Genomic DNA, 15,258 nt, shown 5'->3' with positions numbered 1-15,258 from the left:
CAGGCCCGGCACAGGGGCCTGCCCGTGTTTCAAAGCGCCTTATTCGCAGGCGTAAGAGACGTCGTTGGCCGCGTCGATCTTGCGGATCACGTCCCAGTATTCCTTGTAGGTGATCGGAATGAACTGGGCTTCGCCGTTCTTCGAGAACTCTTCCTCGAGGCTGGTGCCTTCCCACTCAAAGCTGAAGAAGGCGTCCTGAATGGCCTCCTGCAGCTCGGGCTTCAAGTTGTAGACCACACCGTAGCCGGTGGTCGGAAAGGTCTGCGACTTGTAGAGGCTGACGATCTGGTCCTCGCTCACCACGTCGCGTTCAAGCATCCGCTGCATGACCGAGTTGGCGATCGAGGCCGCCGGATAGTCCTTGTTGGCGACGCCGAGGATCGAGTTGTCGTGCTTGCCGGAATAGACCGGCTCGAAATCGCGCTCGGGCAGCATGTCGTAATCGGCCTTGAGGATCGCCGAAGGCGCCTTGAAGCCCGAATTCGACGTCGGCGAGGTAAAGGCAAGCTGCTTGCCCTTGATGTCCTCGACGCTCTCGATGCCCGAGCCGGGATAGGTGATGATCTCCATCTCGTAGCCAAACGATCCATCCTCGCCCGCCATGATGGTGAATGGGCGGAAGCCGGCGCAATTCACAGCCAGCGGGTTCGACCCGGTGTTGAAGCCCGCGATGTGAAGCCGGCCCGAGCGCATCGCCTCGATCTGGGCGGCGTTGGACTGCACCGGGAAAAAAACGATCTCCTTGCCGGTCTTTTCGCCGAGGTAGGCCAGGAAGTCGGTCCAGGCGGTCTTGTAGACCGCCGGATCCTCGACCGGGGTAAAGGCAAAGATCAGCGTATCAGGGTCGATCCACTGGCTTTCGTCTTCAGGAATATCGGCGATCAGGTCGCCGTCGGCATCGCAGAAGCGCGCATCCAGATCGCCGCGCGGGCAGTCCTGGGCCGAGGCCGCCCCACCCAGGGACAGCAGCGCAATGGCCGAAGCCGAAAGCAGCAGTTTCACGTCGAATTTCATGGTTTTCCTCCCGTTGGTCGCGGCGTTTGCGCCGCATTTTGATTGGTCTTTTGGTCGTCTGATCCTCACGTCTGGTCGGCGACGATCACCTCCACTTCGGCGCCATCCACCGCCGCCAGAATCTCGCCCTGAGGGCGCTTGTCAACGACGATGGAATCCAGATCGGCCATGTCGCCGACCCGCGCCAGTCCCTTGTGACCGAACTTGGTCGCGTCGATCAGCAGGTGCTTCTGCGCCGCGCGGCGCAACATCATCCGCTTGACGGCGGCAAAGCCGCGCACGGTCTCTGACGGCCCTTCGGCCGACAGGCCCGAGGCCCCGATCATGCAGCGGTCGACGTTGAATCGCGACAGGAATTCCAGCGTCTCGGTGCCGATCACCGCCGATTCCGCCGCAAGGTATTCACCGGAACAGAGCACCACGTCGGGCGCGCCATGGCCAATGGTCATCGCCACCGGGATCGAATTGGTGATCACCGTGCAGCGGGTGCCGCGATAGGCCAGCGCGCGGGCCAGCTGGATCGTGGTCGAGCCGGAATCGATCATCACCGTCTCGCCCTCCTGCACCAGATCGGCGGCCCTTGCGCCGATGCGTTCGCGTTCGGCAATGCGCGCGGCGGTGCGTTCGTCGAGGCTGGGATAATGGCCCTGCGCGGGGGCCGAGGCACCGCCATGGGCGCGCGCCACCAGACCGTCTTCGGCCAGGGCATCGAAGTCACGCCGCACGGTTTCCGTCGAGACATTGAAGCTGCGCGCAAGGTCGCTGATGCGGACATGCGGATGCAACTTGAGCTCGAGCAGGATGCGCCGACGGCGGTCGGATTTCTTCAACCGGTCGCGGCCGCTCTCTGCGTGTTTGCTGCGTGTCTTGGTCACCGGCTCCCCATTTCCCGACTCGGTCCCCCGCCCAGAATTGTGGTGTTTCCGGCAATTTTGCAAATATTTTGTTGCATTGGCCGCACTTGAGTGCTGAGAATTGCCGGTAACCCAAAGGTTTGGGAGTCCGAGGGGGAGCAATGCACCACCAGATGACACACGCCGGTTCTCTCGAATGATCGTTCTTGCCACGCAACTGGCGGCTGCGGTCGCCCTTCTTTTGTGGTCGGTTCGGTTGATCCGGACCGGGGTGGAACGCGCCTTCCTGCCAGAGCTGAAACGCGGGCTGAAGGCGCTGTCCGACCGCAGGCTGACGGCCGCGGCAGGTGGTGGTCTGGCGGCGATGGTGATGCAGAGCTCGACCGCGGTGGCGCTGATCGGCGCGGGCTTTGCGGTGTCGGGCATGCTGGCGCCGGCGGCGGCTTTGGCGCTCTTGCTCGGGGCCGATCTGGGCTCGGCCCTGATGGCGCAGGTGTTGCTGCTGCCGGTGCAGGCGGTGGCGCCGTTTGCCATGCTGGTGGGGGTTGTCACCTTCTCCAAGGCCGGCAAGCGGCGCACCAAGCAGATCGGCCGCATCCTGATCGGCTTTTCATTGGTGCTGCTGTCGCTCGGCATGATCCGCGCCGCCACGGTGCCGATCGGCGCCGATCCGATTGTCCAGAGCATCGCGATCTACTTTCAGAACGACCTGGCCAGCGCCTATGTGGTCGGCGCCGTGCTGGCCTGGGCGATGCATTCCAGCCTCGCCGCCGTGCTGACCTTTGCCACCTTCGCCAGCACCGGGCTGATCGGTGTGCCGGTGGCCGCCGCCCTGGTGATCGGCGCCAACCTCGGCGGGGCCATCGTGCCCTTTGCCCTGCTCTGGAGCCAGGAGCGCCCGGCGCGGCTGGTGGTGCTGGGCAACCTGGTGGCGCGCGGCGGGGTGACGCTGGCGGCGCTAGCGCTGCTGATTACCGGCGTGCTGAGCCTCGACCTGCTGGCCGCCCTGCCCGGCCATCCGGCGGTGACGCTGCATATCGCTTTGAACGCCGTGCTTCTCATGCTGGCGCTGCCTGTGACCGGCCCGTTGATCAGACTGGCGACGGCGGTGCTGCCGCGCCACTCGGGAAGTTCACCCGAGACCGTGACCGCGCTCGACGATGCCGCGCTCGACCATGCGCCACTGGCCCTGGCCTGCGCCCAGCGCGAACTGCTGCGCATGGCCGAGACGGTGCAGGCCAACCTGCTGCCGGTGGTCCGGCTCTTTCGCAGCTGGGACGCCGAGCTGGCGCGGGTGATCGAGCTGCGCGAGGAAGACGTCGACCGGATGCACTTCGAGATCAAGATCTACCTCTCGCGCCTGCGCGAAGGCGATCTGTCGCCGCAGCAGGACAAGAAGACGCTCGAGCTGGTCGCCATGGCCAACAGTCTCGAGGATGCCGCCGACCGCATTGCCGTCAGCCTTGTGGCGCTGGCGCAGAAGATGTCCGAAGAGGCCGTGACCTTTTCGCAGGAGGGCCTCTCTGACATCGAGCAATTTCACGATCAGGTCGTCACCAACGGCCAGCTGGCGCTGAGCGTGCTGACCACCGGCGATGCCGAGGCCGCACGGCAGCTGGTGGCGGAAAAGGATCGCATCCGCTTCGAGGAACAGACCCTGCAGGAGCGTCACCTCAAGCGGCTGCAGAATGGCACCACCGCCAGCATCGAGACCACCAACATCCACCAGGAGACCCTGCGCCTGCTCAAGCAGATCAACGCCGCGCTGGCCTTTGTCGCCTATCCCATCGCCGAAGAGACCGGCGACCTGCTGGGCAGCCGCCTGGCCAAGCCGCGGGTGATCGGAGGTGCGGTGTGACCGAGGGCGACGGGATCGCCCGGCAGATCGCCGCCCTGCCCATCCGCTGGGACAAGACCGGCAAGCTGCGCATCCTGATGGTCACCTCGCGCGACCGCGGCCGCTGGGTCATGCCCAAGGGCTGGCTGATGGACGGCAAGAAGCCCTGGCGCGCCGCCGAGATCGAAGCGCTCGAGGAAGCCGGGGCGCTGGGCTTTGTCTCGAAGCGGACGATCGGCACCTACGACTACGACAAGCTGCTGGCCGATGGCACCAGCCTGCGCTGCCGGGTGACGCTCTATCCGATGGTGGTGAGCAAGCTCAAGCGCCGTTGGAAAGAGCGCAGCGAAAGAAAAAGGCACTGGTTTGCGCCGAAGAAAGCCGCAAAGCTGGTGGAGGAGGAGGAGCTGTCGCAGCTCCTGACGGAGCTGGCCGAAAAGCCGCAAAGGCGGGCAGTCATCGAGAAACTGCGCAAGGCCGCGTGAGGGCGGGCAGCGGTGGCGGGATCAACCCGGCACCGACACCAATGGGAGGACGACAATGACACGATTGACACTTACCCTGGCGAGCTCGCTCATGGCGCTCGGCGCCTCGGTCACCATGGCCTCGGCCGAGAAGCTGACGCTCTATTGCTCGGCGCAGGAAGACTGGTGCCAGCTGATGGCACGCAGCTTCGAGGACGCCACCGGCATCGACGTCAACATGACGCGGAAATCATCCGGCGAGACCTTTGCCCAGATCCGGGCGGAATCCTCGAACCCCAAGGGCGACGTCTGGTGGGGCGGCACCGGTGACCCGCATCTGCAGGCCGCCGAGGAAGGGCTGACCGAGGAATACATGTCGCCGATGCGCGAAGAGCTGCACGACTGGGCGATCAGCCAGGCCGAAAGCGCCGGCAACCGCACCATCGGCATCTATTCCGGTGCGCTGGGCTATGGCTACAACACCGAGCTTCTGGCCGCCAACGATCTGCCCGAACCCGCCTGCTGGAAGGACCTGCTGAAGCCGGAATACAAGGGCCATGTGCAGATGGCGAACCCCAACTCCTCGGGCACGGCCTATACCACGTTGGCCTCGATGGTGCAGATCTTCGGCGAGGACGAAGGCTTCGAGTTCATGAAGGGCCTGCACAAGAACATCAACCAGTACACCAAGTCCGGCTCGGCCCCGATCAAGGCCGCGGGCCGTGGCGAGAACACCATCGGCATCGTCTTCATGCATGACGCCGTGGCCCAGGCGGTCGCCGGTTTCCCGGTCAAGGTCGTGGCCCCTTGCGAAGGCACCGGCTACGAGATCGGCTCGATGTCGATCATCAAGGGCGCGCGCAACATGGAAGAAGCGCAGAAGTTCTACGACTGGGCGCTCTCGGCCGAGGCGCAGAACCTCGCGCTCGAGGTCAACGCCTTCCAGGTGCCGTCGAACACCGGCGCGCAGACCTCGGACAAGGCGCCGGACATGTCGACGATCAAGCTGATCGACTACGACTTCAAGAAGTACGGCTCGTCCGATGAACGCAAGCGGCTGCTGCAGAAGTGGGACGAAGACGTCTCGACCCTGCCGCAGTAACCCGTGTCACAGGTACAGCCTGCCGCCCGTCCCGGGCTTGACCCGGGACCTCGCGCCAAACAGGAGGCCCCGGGTCACGCCCGGGGCGCCACCCGCGTGTTGGCCTTCTGGATCGCTGCCGGCTGGATCGGGTTCTGCCTGCTGCCCTGGTACATGGTCGAGGACGGGCTCTGGTCCTTCGAGTGGCTGTTCGACGGCTATCCCTTCGACACCGATTATGCCCCCGGCGCCTTTCTGATCGCGCAGGGCGAAAAGATCTGGCTGGCGCCGCTGGTGATCCCCCTCGCCCTGCCCCTGCTGGCGCTCAGGCGGGCGAAATCCGATCCCGGCTATGCCCGCATCCTGATCCTGTCTGGCGCTCTGGGCTTTGGCTGGCTGATCGCCCAGGGCTTCGGCATCGGCATCCGCGGTTTCACCTACGACTGGCTGGTCGCTTTCTTCGGAGAGCTTGAGGACCGGCAGTTCGGCATGGGCTATGGCGCGATGATCTGCGCCACCGCATTCCTGTTTCTGCTGACCCAGGGCATCGCAGCGCGCGGCGCGATCAACGGCGATGTCTTTGTCGTCAGCGCCATCGGCGGGGTGATTGCCATCGTCACCGCCTTTGTCTTCTTTCCGATCGCCAAGATGCTCTTTGCCGCCTTCGTCACCGAGGACGGCGCCTATTCGCTCTCGGTGTTCTTTGCCAAGTTCTTCGACGACCGGCTCTGGGGTCTTGGCTGCCTCTGGGGCGCGCGCTGCGGGGCGGCGTGGAATTCGCTCTTTCTGGCCATCGCCGTGGGCTTCATCACCACGGCGCTGGGCCTCTGTTTCGCTCTGGTCGCCACCCGCTCGGGCTTTCGCTTCAAACGCGGGTTGCGGGCGCTCACCGTGCTGCCGATCATCACCCCGCCCTTTGTCATCGGCCTGGCGCTGATCCTGCTGTTCGGCCTGTCCGGCGCGGTGACGCAATTCGTGGCCGATCTCTTCGGTATCCCGCCGACCCGCTGGCTCTATGGCCTGCCTGGCGTGCTGATCGCCCAGGTGCTGGCTTTCACGCCGATCGCCTTTCTCGTGCTGATCGGCGTGGTCGAAGGCGTGAGCCCCTCGATGGAGGAAGCCGCCCAGACCCTGCGCGCCAACCGCTGGCAGGTGTTCCGCACCGTGTCGCTGCCGTTGATGCGCCCCGGCCTCGCCAATGCCTTCCTGCTGGGCTTCATTGAGTCGATGGCCGATTTCGGCAACCCGCTGGTGCTGGGCGGCAATTTCGACGTGCTCTCGACCGAGATCTTCTTTGCCATCGTCGGCGCGCAATATGACCAGGGCCGCGCGGCCGTGCTGGCCATGGTGCTGTTGTTCTTCACCCTTTCGGCCTTCTACGCCCAGCGCGTCTGGCTGGGCAAAAAGAGCTATACCACCGTCACCGGCAAGGGCGACGCCGGGGTGCATCCGCTGATGCCGGTGGGCCTGTCGATCCCGGTGCTGACCATCGCGCTGTCCTGGGCCGCCTTTACCATCGTGGTCTACGCGATGATCCTTTACGGCAGCGTGGTCGAACTCTGGGGCGTCAACAACACCCTGACCTTCAAGCATTACGTTACCGCGTTTTCGCTGCGCTTCGAAGAGGCCGGCATCCGTTGGACCGGCGCCGCCTGGGACAGTTTCTGGACCACGCTGACGATTGCCGCCCTGGCCGCGCCGCTGACCGCCGCGGTGGGGCTGGTTACCGCCTATCTGCTGACGCGGCAGAGCTTTGCCGGCAAGAATGCCTTCGAGTTCGGCACCATGCTGTCATTCGCCATTCCCGGCACGGTGATCGGGGTGAGCTATATCCTGGCCTTCAACGTGCCGCCGATCGAGATCACCGGCACCGGCATCATCCTGGTGATCAGCTTCATCTTCCGCAACATGCCGGTGGGGGTGCGGGCGGGCATCGCCTCGATGTCGCAGCTCGACAAGTCGCTGGATGAATCCTCGCTGACGCTGGGCGCCAATTCCTGGCAGACCTTCCGCAGGGTGATCCTGCCGCTCTTGCGGCCCGCGATCCTCGCTGCTCTGGTCTACAGCTTCGTGCGCGCAATGACCGCGATTTCGGCGGTGATCTTCCTGGTGTCGGCGGAATACGACATGGCCACCAGTTACATCATCGGCCGGGTCGAGAACAACGACTACGGCCTTGCCATCGCCTATTCGACAACGCTGATCTTCGTGATGCTGACGGCGGTCGGGCTCTTGCAACTTCTCGTCGGCCGGGTCCGCATCGGCCGGCGCACGCAACACGGAACGGAGGCTCATCCATGACCGCCACCATCGCATCCAAGGCGGCGCCGGTCCGCTTCGAGCAGGTCTCGAAAGTCTTCGGCAAGGATGTGGTGGCGGTCGACACCATCACCCTCGACGTGGCCGCCGGCAAGCTGGTGACGCTGCTCGGCCCTTCGGGCTGCGGCAAGACCACGACGCTGCGGATGATAGCCGGGCTGGAGATGGCCAGTGCCGGCCGCATCCTGATCGGCGGGCGCGACGTGACCCGCCTGCCCGCGACCGACCGCGACGTGTCGATGGTGTTCCAGTCCTATGCGCTCTTTCCGCACATGACCGTGCTCGAGAATGTCATGTACGGACTCACCTTCTCGGGCTTTGCCAAGTTAGAGGCCCGCGACCGGGCGCTCACCGGGCTCGATCTGGTCGGGCTCAAGGGATTTGACGCGCGGCTTCCGTCGGAGCTGTCCGGCGGCCAGCAGCAGCGTGTTGCCGTGGCCCGCGCGCTGGTGCTCGAGCCGCAGGTGCTGCTGTTCGACGAGCCTTTGTCCAACCTCGACGCCAAGCTGCGCCGCCAGGTGCGCGAGGACATTCGCGCCATCCAGCAGGACCTCGGACTGACCGTGGTCTACGTGACCCACGATCAGGAAGAGGCGCTGGCGGTCTCCGACGAGATCGTCGTCATGCGCAATGCCGCCATCGCCCAGATCGGCACGCCGCGGCAGCTTTATGATGCGCCCGAAGACCGCTTCGTCGCCGACTTCATCGGCGAGGCCAACCTGCTGGCCTGCGAGATCGTCGCACTCGAGGATGGGATCGCCACCATAGAGATCGAAGGCTATCGCCACGCCCTGCCCGCCCGCGGGCTCGGCCTCGGCCCCGCGACGCTTGCCGTCAGGCCCTCGCGGCTGCGGATCGGCGGGCGTGCGGGCATCCCCGCCACGGTGGCCAAGGCGACCTATGTGGGTGTGCGGATGGAATACACGCTGACCGGCAACTTCGGTCAGGTCTTTGCGGTGCACGAGGATGTCGACGCGCCGCTTGCGCCAGGCACCGAGGTGCGCATGGGCTTTGCCGACAAAGGCCCGGTGCTGCTGCCGAAGGAAGGCTGATGGCTGACCTGATCGTGGTCACGCATCCCGAAGTGACCGTCGACCCTGCCGTGCCGGTGCCCGAATGGGGCCTGAGCGATCTGGGCCGGGCGCGGGCACAGCGCTTCGCGCTCTCGGGCGAAATGGAGGCGGTCACCCGTCTCTGTGCCAGCACGGAGACCAAGGCGCGCGAGACTGCGGAGTTTCTCGCAGAGCCGCGCGCCTTGCCCCTGAGTTTCGATGCACGTCTGGGCGAGAACGACCGCAGCGCCACCGGGTTTCTGCCGCCGGAGGTCTTTGAAGCGGCCGCCGACGCCTTTTTCGCCACCCCCGCAGAGAGCCATCGCGGCTGGGAAACCGCTCTGGCCGCTCAGGCGCGCATCGTTCAGGCGGTGCGAGAGTTGACTGCGGTGCATGACGGCGGCGATCTGGCAATCGTCACCCATGGCGCCGTCGGCACGCTGCTCTATTGCCACCTCATGGGCCTGCCGATCGACCGCCGGTACGACCAGCCAAGCCAAGGCCATCACTGGCGCGCCGATCTCGCCACGCTGAGGCCCCGGCACGGCTGGCGCCCGCTCTGATCACCCCCAGGCGTCGTCGCAGATAGCCACCAGCCGGTCGAAGACCTGCGGCGCGCCGACGATCACCCGGCCGCCCTTGCCGATCATCGCATCGGCGTCCTGCACTTCGGCGCGGCCGCCGGCCTCTTCGACCAGCAGCTGACCGGCCAGGCAATCCCAGGCGTTCATGTGCTCTTCGACATAGCCCAAGAGCCGCCCCGCCGCGACATAGGCAATCGACAGCGCGCCGCTGGCATTACGGTGGAACATCGCGCCCTCGTCGATCAGCGCCGCCACCACCGGCACCACATTCCGCGGCGCGACGCGGTTGGAGTAGCCGACGCCCACGGTGCCCTGGGTCAGCGCCAGCCCCTCGGCCACCCGCATCGGCGCACCGTTGAGCTGCGCGCCCCGGCCGCGCAGGGCCACAAAGCTCTCGTCGGTCATCGGGTCATGGATCACCCCGGTCTGCGTGCGGCCATGGGCGACGCCGGCGATCACCACCGTCCAGGTCGGGATGCCGTTGACGAAATTCGTCGTGCCGTCGATCGGATCGATCACCCAGTCGAAACCGCTGGTGCCGGGCGTCGGCGCATGTTCCTCGCCGTAGATGCCATCCTCGGGCCAGGCTTCGGCGATGCGCCGGCGCACCAGCGTCTCGACATTGCGGTCGGCGTCGCTGACCCAGTCCTGCGCGCCCTTCTGCTCGACCTTGATGGCGCTGCGGTCGGCGAAATAGCCGCGCGCCAGCGTGCCTGCCTCCCGGGCCAGTGCCTCGGCAAAGCGGCCCCTGTCGTCCCAGTCTCCCATATCGCTCTCCCTGTCTCTCTTGGTGGAACCATGGAGACCCGCGCTCTGTGGTGCAACTGTGTGGCGGGCGAAGCAACTTTTTGTCGAGGTTATTCCCCATTCAGCCCGAAAATCGTTTACTTTGATCTGGCCAGCCCCGGCCCGCGCACGGTACCCACCTGCTGGCCCGGTAGCGCGGCGCGCGATTGACGACAGACTTCCCTGAGGAGGCCCAGATGAACACTTTGGACCGTGCGGCGGATGCGCCCGAAGGCTCGGCGACCCAGCAGGCCTATCATCGGCTGCGGTCGATGATCGTCACCGGCGCGCTGCGGCCCGGCGAAAAGCTCAAGATCGACGGGCTGCGCCGGGTGCTCGACACCGGCGCCTCGCCGATCCGCGAGGCGCTGAGCCTTCTGACCTCGGACAACCTCGTCGAGCGCATCGACCAGCGCGGCTTTCGCGCTGCCGCGGTCAGCGCCGAGAACTTCGGCGAGATCCTGCAATTGCGTTGCGTGCTCGAGGACCTGGCCCTGCGTGAGAGCATCGCCAATTACTCGCTGGAGTGGGAAGAGGCCGCGGTGCTGGCGCATCACCGGATGCAGCGGGCGCAGGCGGAAAAGGCCGAGAGCTTCGAGGACCTGCACAAGCAGTTTCACATGGCGCTGCTGGCCAATGCGCGCTCGCCGATCCTGCTGAAGTTCTGCTCGCAGCTTTATGACCTGAACATCCGCTACCGCTACCTCGCCGGCAGCGCGCTGGCTTATCAGAAACGCGACGTGCGGGACGAACACGCGGGGATCCTGGCGGCGGCGATTGCGCAGGATGGGGATACGGCGAGCGAGCGCTTGCTCAATCACTACAAGCTGACCGGGGCGTTTCTGTCGGGATTGTTGGGGGACGGGACGCTGGGGTGAGGTTTCTGGCGAGGGATGGCCGGGGCACGGTGGGTTGAAAACCCACCCTACGGTGCGAGCCGGGCGTAGGGTGGGTTTTCAACCCACCGCCCCGCCCGCCCCTATGCCCGCACAAGCGTCAGGTCGAACTCCACCTTCAGATACTCCTCAGTCACCTTTCCCGAGAGGTCGAACCCGCTCTCCGGAAAGCTCCCTGCCGGCATCTGCTGATAGCGCATCACCAGGTCCTCGCGGACGCCAAAGACCGTGTCTTGATCGAGATAGGGATCGTCCTCGGGAAAGACCTCGGTCACCAGCGGCTTGAAGCCCGGCGCCTCGGCAATGAAATGCAGGTGCGAGGGGCGCCAGGGATGGCGGCCGCAGGCGCGCAGGATGTCACCCACCGGGCCATCCGACGGCACGGTGTATTCCACCGGCTTGACCGAGGTGAAGGCATAACGCCCATTCGCCCCCACCGTCTGAAGCCCGTGGAAGTCATAAGTGTCCTGATCGGGGTCCTGGCTGGAATAAAGCCCGTTGGGCGCGGTCTGCCAGATGTCCAGCGTGGCACCGGGGATCGGGTTGCCCTCGGGGTCCTTGACGCAGCCCTCGACCAGCAGCACTTGTGCTTCGACCGCGCCGCGCAGGTCGCCGCCCACCGGCAAGGGCGGCGAGCCCGAGATGTGGAACGGCCCCAGCACCGAGGACGAGGTGCCCTCTGGCGTGGAATGCAGCATGTCGACCAGCGACGACAGGCCCAGCACGTCAGACAGCAGCACGAATTCATGCCGCTCGGCGTCGGAAATCTCGCCCGCCCGTTCGAGGAAGTTGATCCCCACCTGCCATTCGGCATGGGTCAGCTTCACCTCCCTGGCGAAGGCATGCAGGTGGCGGACAAGGCTGGTCATCACCTCGCGCAGGCGCGGGTCGGTTTCGTCGCCCATGTAGCTGATGACGGCCTCGGTGATATTGTCCTTGGTGACAGTGCGCATGAAACGAACCTCTAATTCAGAATGGCCAGGCTGAGGGCGGGGAACATGATCAGCAGGACCAGCACCACCAGCATGACAAGGGCAAAGGGCAGCGCGCCCAGAAAGACGTCCTTGAGCTTGATGCGGTCGTCGTCGAGCGTCGCCTTGATGACAAAGCAGCTCAGCCCGAGCGGCGGGGTCAGCAGGCCGATCTCGGCGGCGACCACGGCGACGATGCCGAACCAGACAAGGCTCAGGCCCATCGCCTCGATCAGCGGCAGGAAGAGCGGCACCACGATCAGGATGATCGAGGCGGTGTCGAGGATGGTGCCGAGAAACAGCATCAGCACCACCAGCAGCACCATGACCCAGACAAAGGACAGCTCGTTGCCGGCCAGGATATCCTGCAGCGCATTGGGTAGCCCCGCCAGGCCCAGCATCCGGGCGTACATCGAGGCGGCGGTGATCAGGAACAGGATCGCGGCGGTGATATGGCCGGTCTCGATCACCGTCTCCCAGAAGCTGCGCCAGTTGATCCGGCCCCGCAGCGCCGCGATCAGGATGCCCAGGGCCGAGCCCGCCGCACCGGCCTCGACCGGGGTGGTCCAGCCGGTGTAGATGCCGCCCAGCACGACAAAGATCAGCAGGACGATCGGCCCGAGCTTGAGCGCGATCTCGGACCAGGGCATCAGGTTTTCGACCTCGACCTTGCGGCCGCCGACGAACCCCGGCGTGAAGCGCGCCATGAACCAGATCGCCGCGACGTAGGCAAAGGCCAGCAGGAGGCCCGGCACCACACCTGCCAGGAACATCTCGCCCACCGATTGCTCGGCCACGAAGGAATAGATGATCAGCATCGCCGAGGGCGGGATGATCATCCCCAGCACCGAGGACCCGGCGACCACGCCCACGGCAAAGCGCGGGTTGTAGTCGAACTTCAGCATCTCGGGCACCGACATCTTGGAAAAGACCGAGGCGCTGGCAATCGACGAGCCGGTGACTGCGGCAAAGACCGCATTGGCCCCCACCGTCGCCATGCCGATGCCGCCGGTGATCCGCCGGAAGCCCTGGTTCATCACCGAATAGATATCCGCCCCCAGCCCCGCCTTCGAGACGATCAGCCCCATGAAGGTAAACAGCGGAATGGTGGCAAAAGTGTACTCCATCGCGCTGTCGCCGATGGCGATCTTCAGCAGCGCGAAGGAGAGATCGATATTGTCGCGCATGATCCAGATGGCGAGAAAGCTCACCATGCCCAGCGCGATGGGGATATAGACCCCGAGATAGATCAGCACGATGATCGCGATGATCGAGACAAGTCCGATTTCCACAGGGCTCATGCGCCGCTGTCCATCTCGTTTGCGGGACCGATCAGCGGCCGCGCCACGTGCAGCAGGAAATGCACCAGGCTCAGCGCCGCACCGAAGACGATGACCAGCTTGACCGGCCACCAGGGCGCGGTGAACACGCCGGGCACGCCGAAGTAGTCCTGGCTGTGCCACATCTCGAGAAACTCGGGCCACATGGCATAGACCACCAGCCCCATGAAGATCGCGCTCATCAGGTCGATGGCGCGGCTCAGCAGACGGCCCTTGGCGGGTGCCCGCGTGGCCAGCAGGCCCAGCGCCCCGTCAGAGCGGGTCAGCCGCCCGACGCGGATCACGTCGGGCAGTTGCAGAAAGACGATCAGCACCATGGTGAATTGCACCACCTCGACAGCGCCCATGAAGGGCCGGTTGAACACGCCGCGGGCGATGATGTCGTAGTTCACCACCGCGACCAGCAGGATCACGACGAAGGTGCCGAGGGCATTAGCGGCTATCGCGATGCCGTCGGCGACTTTCCTGACGATGTCGAGCACCGGGCGCCGCTCAGTTCATCGCTGCGTCGGCGGACCAGTCGCGCACCGGCTCGAAGCCTGCGTCGCGGAGCTTGGCCATGTAGGCGTTCAGCATGTCGGTGCCCGGCTGGCCGGCGTCGTCCAGACCCCTGGCCCATTCCGCCGCGATGTTTGGCATGGCATTGGCCCAGGCCGCGCGCTGGTCGGCGGTCAGCTCGGTGATCGTGCCCCCTGCGGCGACATAGGCGTCACGGCTTTCCTGGGCGCGGTCCATGGCGATGCCGGCAACGTGGTCACGGTAGAGCACCGCCACCTCTTTCAGCACCTCCTGGACCTCGGCCGGCAGACCTTCCCAGTAGTCCTTGTTGACGGTCACGGTCTTGGTGTTCACCGCGCCGAGATCGGCCTGCAGCATGTAGGGTGCCACTTCCGAGATCTTGAAGGTTGCCGCCGCTTCCGGCCAGAGCATGGCGTGATCGACCAGACCGGTCTGCACCATGTTGTAGAAATCGGTCAGGCCGCCGCGCACACCCGCCGCGCCTTCGATGCCTTCGAGGTAACGCAGGTTCATGCCGGCACCGGCGACCTTGTCACCCTGCAGATCAGCCACCTTCTCGACCTTTTCGCGCGAGAAGACCTGATAGGTGTCGAGCACCACGCCGGTCGCCAGATAGACCTGGTTCTGGGCGTCGAACTCGGCCTGCATCGCCGGGAATTCCTTGGCGATCTCGTCGACGGCCTTGGCCACAGCGCGGGCATCGGACGAGACGAAAGGCGTCGCCGCCGCCAGCGCCTGGCTCGGCAGTTTCGAGTTGTGGAAGATCGTCGTCACGATACCGATGTCGCCCAGCCCCAGCTTGATGCCGTCGAGCACGCCCTTGGGCTTGACGATGGTGCCGCCGTAGCTTTCCTGCCAGTCCATCTTGTAGGTGCCGGCCTCGGCCAGACGCTTGTCGACCTCGGGGATGAAGAAGTTGCTGAACTCCTGCACCCACATCGAGCGCGCCGGGTAGCCGTCGATCACCACCGCCTTGATGGTTTCGGTGGCAAGGGCCGGCATCGCCGCCGTGCCCAGCGCCAGCGTCAGCGCCGCGCCTCTTGCGATTGTCTTGAACATGTCTTCTCCTCCCAGAAATGAATGTTTGTGGTTCTTATGCCTTGCGCCAGGTGACGCTCAGATCGGTGCCGGCCGCCTCGAAGAGCTTCGAGATGGCGCAGAATTTCGCGGTCTCCGCCGCGACCTCCTGCAGCGCGTCTTCGCTGCAGGGCCCATCGGCGGCGACATCCAGCCTGACCGCGGTAAAGGGCACCTCGACCTCCTCCATCAGGAGGACCCCGCGGCGGTCGAAGTCGACCTCCATCTCGAAGGCCAGGTTGCCGATGTCATGGCCCAGCTTGTGCGCGCATTTGTGGCCGATCACATTGGTGCAGCCGATCAGCGCCGCATAGGCGGTGGCGGTGGGCGACGGGCCGTCGTTGGTGCCGCCGCGTGCGACGGGCTCGTCGATCACCACGGTGTTGCCGTCGATCTCGGTCTCGCTGCGGGCATGGCTGGTGCCGTGGCCGGTCAGCTTGATCGTCATGCTGGTCTTTTGTCTA

Annotated in this window: 15 protein-coding genes; 7 read left to right on the top strand and 8 right to left on the bottom strand. The window is 65.3% G+C overall.

Features of this window, described 5'->3' with window-relative positions:
- Positions 1–39: 39 nt before the first annotated feature.
- Complete coding sequence (gene phnD / locus ACN0SE_RS06325; RefSeq protein ID WP_417523652.1) at positions 40–1,014, bottom strand: phosphate/phosphite/phosphonate ABC transporter substrate-binding protein; 975 nt, start codon at positions 1,012–1,014, stop codon at positions 40–42.
- 65 nt (positions 1,015–1,079) lie between these two features.
- Positions 1,080–1,889 (bottom strand): DeoR/GlpR family DNA-binding transcription regulator, encoded by an 810-nt coding sequence (locus ACN0SE_RS06320; protein ID WP_417523651.1) that lies wholly within the window; start codon positions 1,887–1,889, stop codon positions 1,080–1,082.
- A gap of 175 nt (positions 1,890–2,064) precedes the next feature.
- Between ACN0SE_RS06320 and ACN0SE_RS06315 the strand changes: the two genes are divergently transcribed.
- The 6 genes from ACN0SE_RS06315 (at position 2,065) to ACN0SE_RS06290 (ending at position 9,184) form a co-directional block, all read left to right on the top strand.
- Positions 2,065–3,726, top strand: coding sequence for a Na/Pi cotransporter family protein (locus ACN0SE_RS06315; protein WP_417523650.1), 1,662 nt, complete (start codon positions 2,065–2,067; stop codon positions 3,724–3,726).
- Positions 3,723–4,190 (top strand): NUDIX hydrolase, encoded by a 468-nt coding sequence (locus tag ACN0SE_RS06310; protein WP_417523649.1) that lies wholly within the window; start codon positions 3,723–3,725, stop codon positions 4,188–4,190. The genes ACN0SE_RS06315 and ACN0SE_RS06310 overlap by 4 nt, the downstream gene beginning before the upstream one ends.
- A gap of 55 nt (positions 4,191–4,245) precedes the next feature.
- Complete coding sequence (locus ACN0SE_RS06305; RefSeq protein ID WP_417523648.1) at positions 4,246–5,271, top strand: ABC transporter substrate-binding protein; 1,026 nt, start codon at positions 4,246–4,248, stop codon at positions 5,269–5,271.
- Between the two features lie 153 nt (positions 5,272–5,424).
- On the top strand, positions 5,425–7,551 hold the full coding sequence (locus tag ACN0SE_RS06300) for an ABC transporter permease (RefSeq protein ID WP_417523687.1): 2,127 nt from the start codon (positions 5,425–5,427) through the stop codon (positions 7,549–7,551).
- On the top strand, positions 7,548–8,621 hold the full coding sequence (locus ACN0SE_RS06295; protein ID WP_417523647.1) for an ABC transporter ATP-binding protein: 1,074 nt from the start codon (positions 7,548–7,550) through the stop codon (positions 8,619–8,621). The genes ACN0SE_RS06300 and ACN0SE_RS06295 overlap by 4 nt, the downstream gene beginning before the upstream one ends.
- Entirely contained in the window at positions 8,621–9,184 is a 564-nt protein-coding gene (locus ACN0SE_RS06290; protein WP_417523646.1) for a histidine phosphatase family protein, read from the top strand. Before ACN0SE_RS06295 ends, ACN0SE_RS06290 begins: the two co-directional genes overlap by 1 nt.
- Here ACN0SE_RS06290 and ACN0SE_RS06285 read toward each other — a convergent pair whose 3' ends face one another.
- Positions 9,185–9,973 (bottom strand): inositol monophosphatase family protein, encoded by a 789-nt coding sequence (locus tag ACN0SE_RS06285; RefSeq protein ID WP_417523645.1) that lies wholly within the window; start codon positions 9,971–9,973, stop codon positions 9,185–9,187.
- A 215-nt stretch (positions 9,974–10,188) separates the two neighbouring features.
- Between ACN0SE_RS06285 and ACN0SE_RS06280 the strand changes: the two genes are divergently transcribed.
- On the top strand, positions 10,189–10,869 hold the full coding sequence (locus ACN0SE_RS06280; RefSeq protein ID WP_417523644.1) for a GntR family transcriptional regulator: 681 nt from the start codon (positions 10,189–10,191) through the stop codon (positions 10,867–10,869).
- A gap of 101 nt (positions 10,870–10,970) precedes the next feature.
- Here the strand turns inward: ACN0SE_RS06280 and ACN0SE_RS06275 are convergent, their stop codons facing one another.
- From ACN0SE_RS06275 to ACN0SE_RS06255, 5 genes are read right to left on the bottom strand one after another with little or no spacing between them, the layout of a single operon-like run.
- Complete coding sequence (locus ACN0SE_RS06275; RefSeq protein ID WP_417523643.1) at positions 10,971–11,840, bottom strand: dioxygenase; 870 nt, start codon at positions 11,838–11,840, stop codon at positions 10,971–10,973.
- 11 nt (positions 11,841–11,851) lie between these two features.
- Entirely contained in the window at positions 11,852–13,159 is a 1,308-nt protein-coding gene (locus ACN0SE_RS06270) for a TRAP transporter large permease (RefSeq protein WP_417523642.1), read from the bottom strand.
- Positions 13,156–13,680: a TRAP transporter small permease subunit gene (locus ACN0SE_RS06265; RefSeq protein WP_417523641.1), complete on the bottom strand. Its 525-nt coding sequence runs from the start codon at positions 13,678–13,680 to the stop codon at positions 13,156–13,158. Before ACN0SE_RS06265 ends, ACN0SE_RS06270 begins: the two co-directional genes overlap by 4 nt.
- A gap of 10 nt (positions 13,681–13,690) precedes the next feature.
- Complete coding sequence (locus ACN0SE_RS06260; RefSeq protein ID WP_417523640.1) at positions 13,691–14,776, bottom strand: C4-dicarboxylate TRAP transporter substrate-binding protein; 1,086 nt, start codon at positions 14,774–14,776, stop codon at positions 13,691–13,693.
- A gap of 34 nt (positions 14,777–14,810) precedes the next feature.
- Positions 14,811–15,242: an OsmC family protein gene (locus ACN0SE_RS06255; RefSeq protein WP_417523639.1), complete on the bottom strand. Its 432-nt coding sequence runs from the start codon at positions 15,240–15,242 to the stop codon at positions 14,811–14,813.
- Positions 15,243–15,258: the final 16 nt, after the last annotated feature.

This window comes from Marinovum sp. (genome assembly GCF_048263515.1).
GTDB lineage: Bacteria > Pseudomonadota > Alphaproteobacteria > Rhodobacterales > Rhodobacteraceae > Marinovum.
This window is presented reverse-complemented; position numbering and strand designations above follow the sequence as displayed.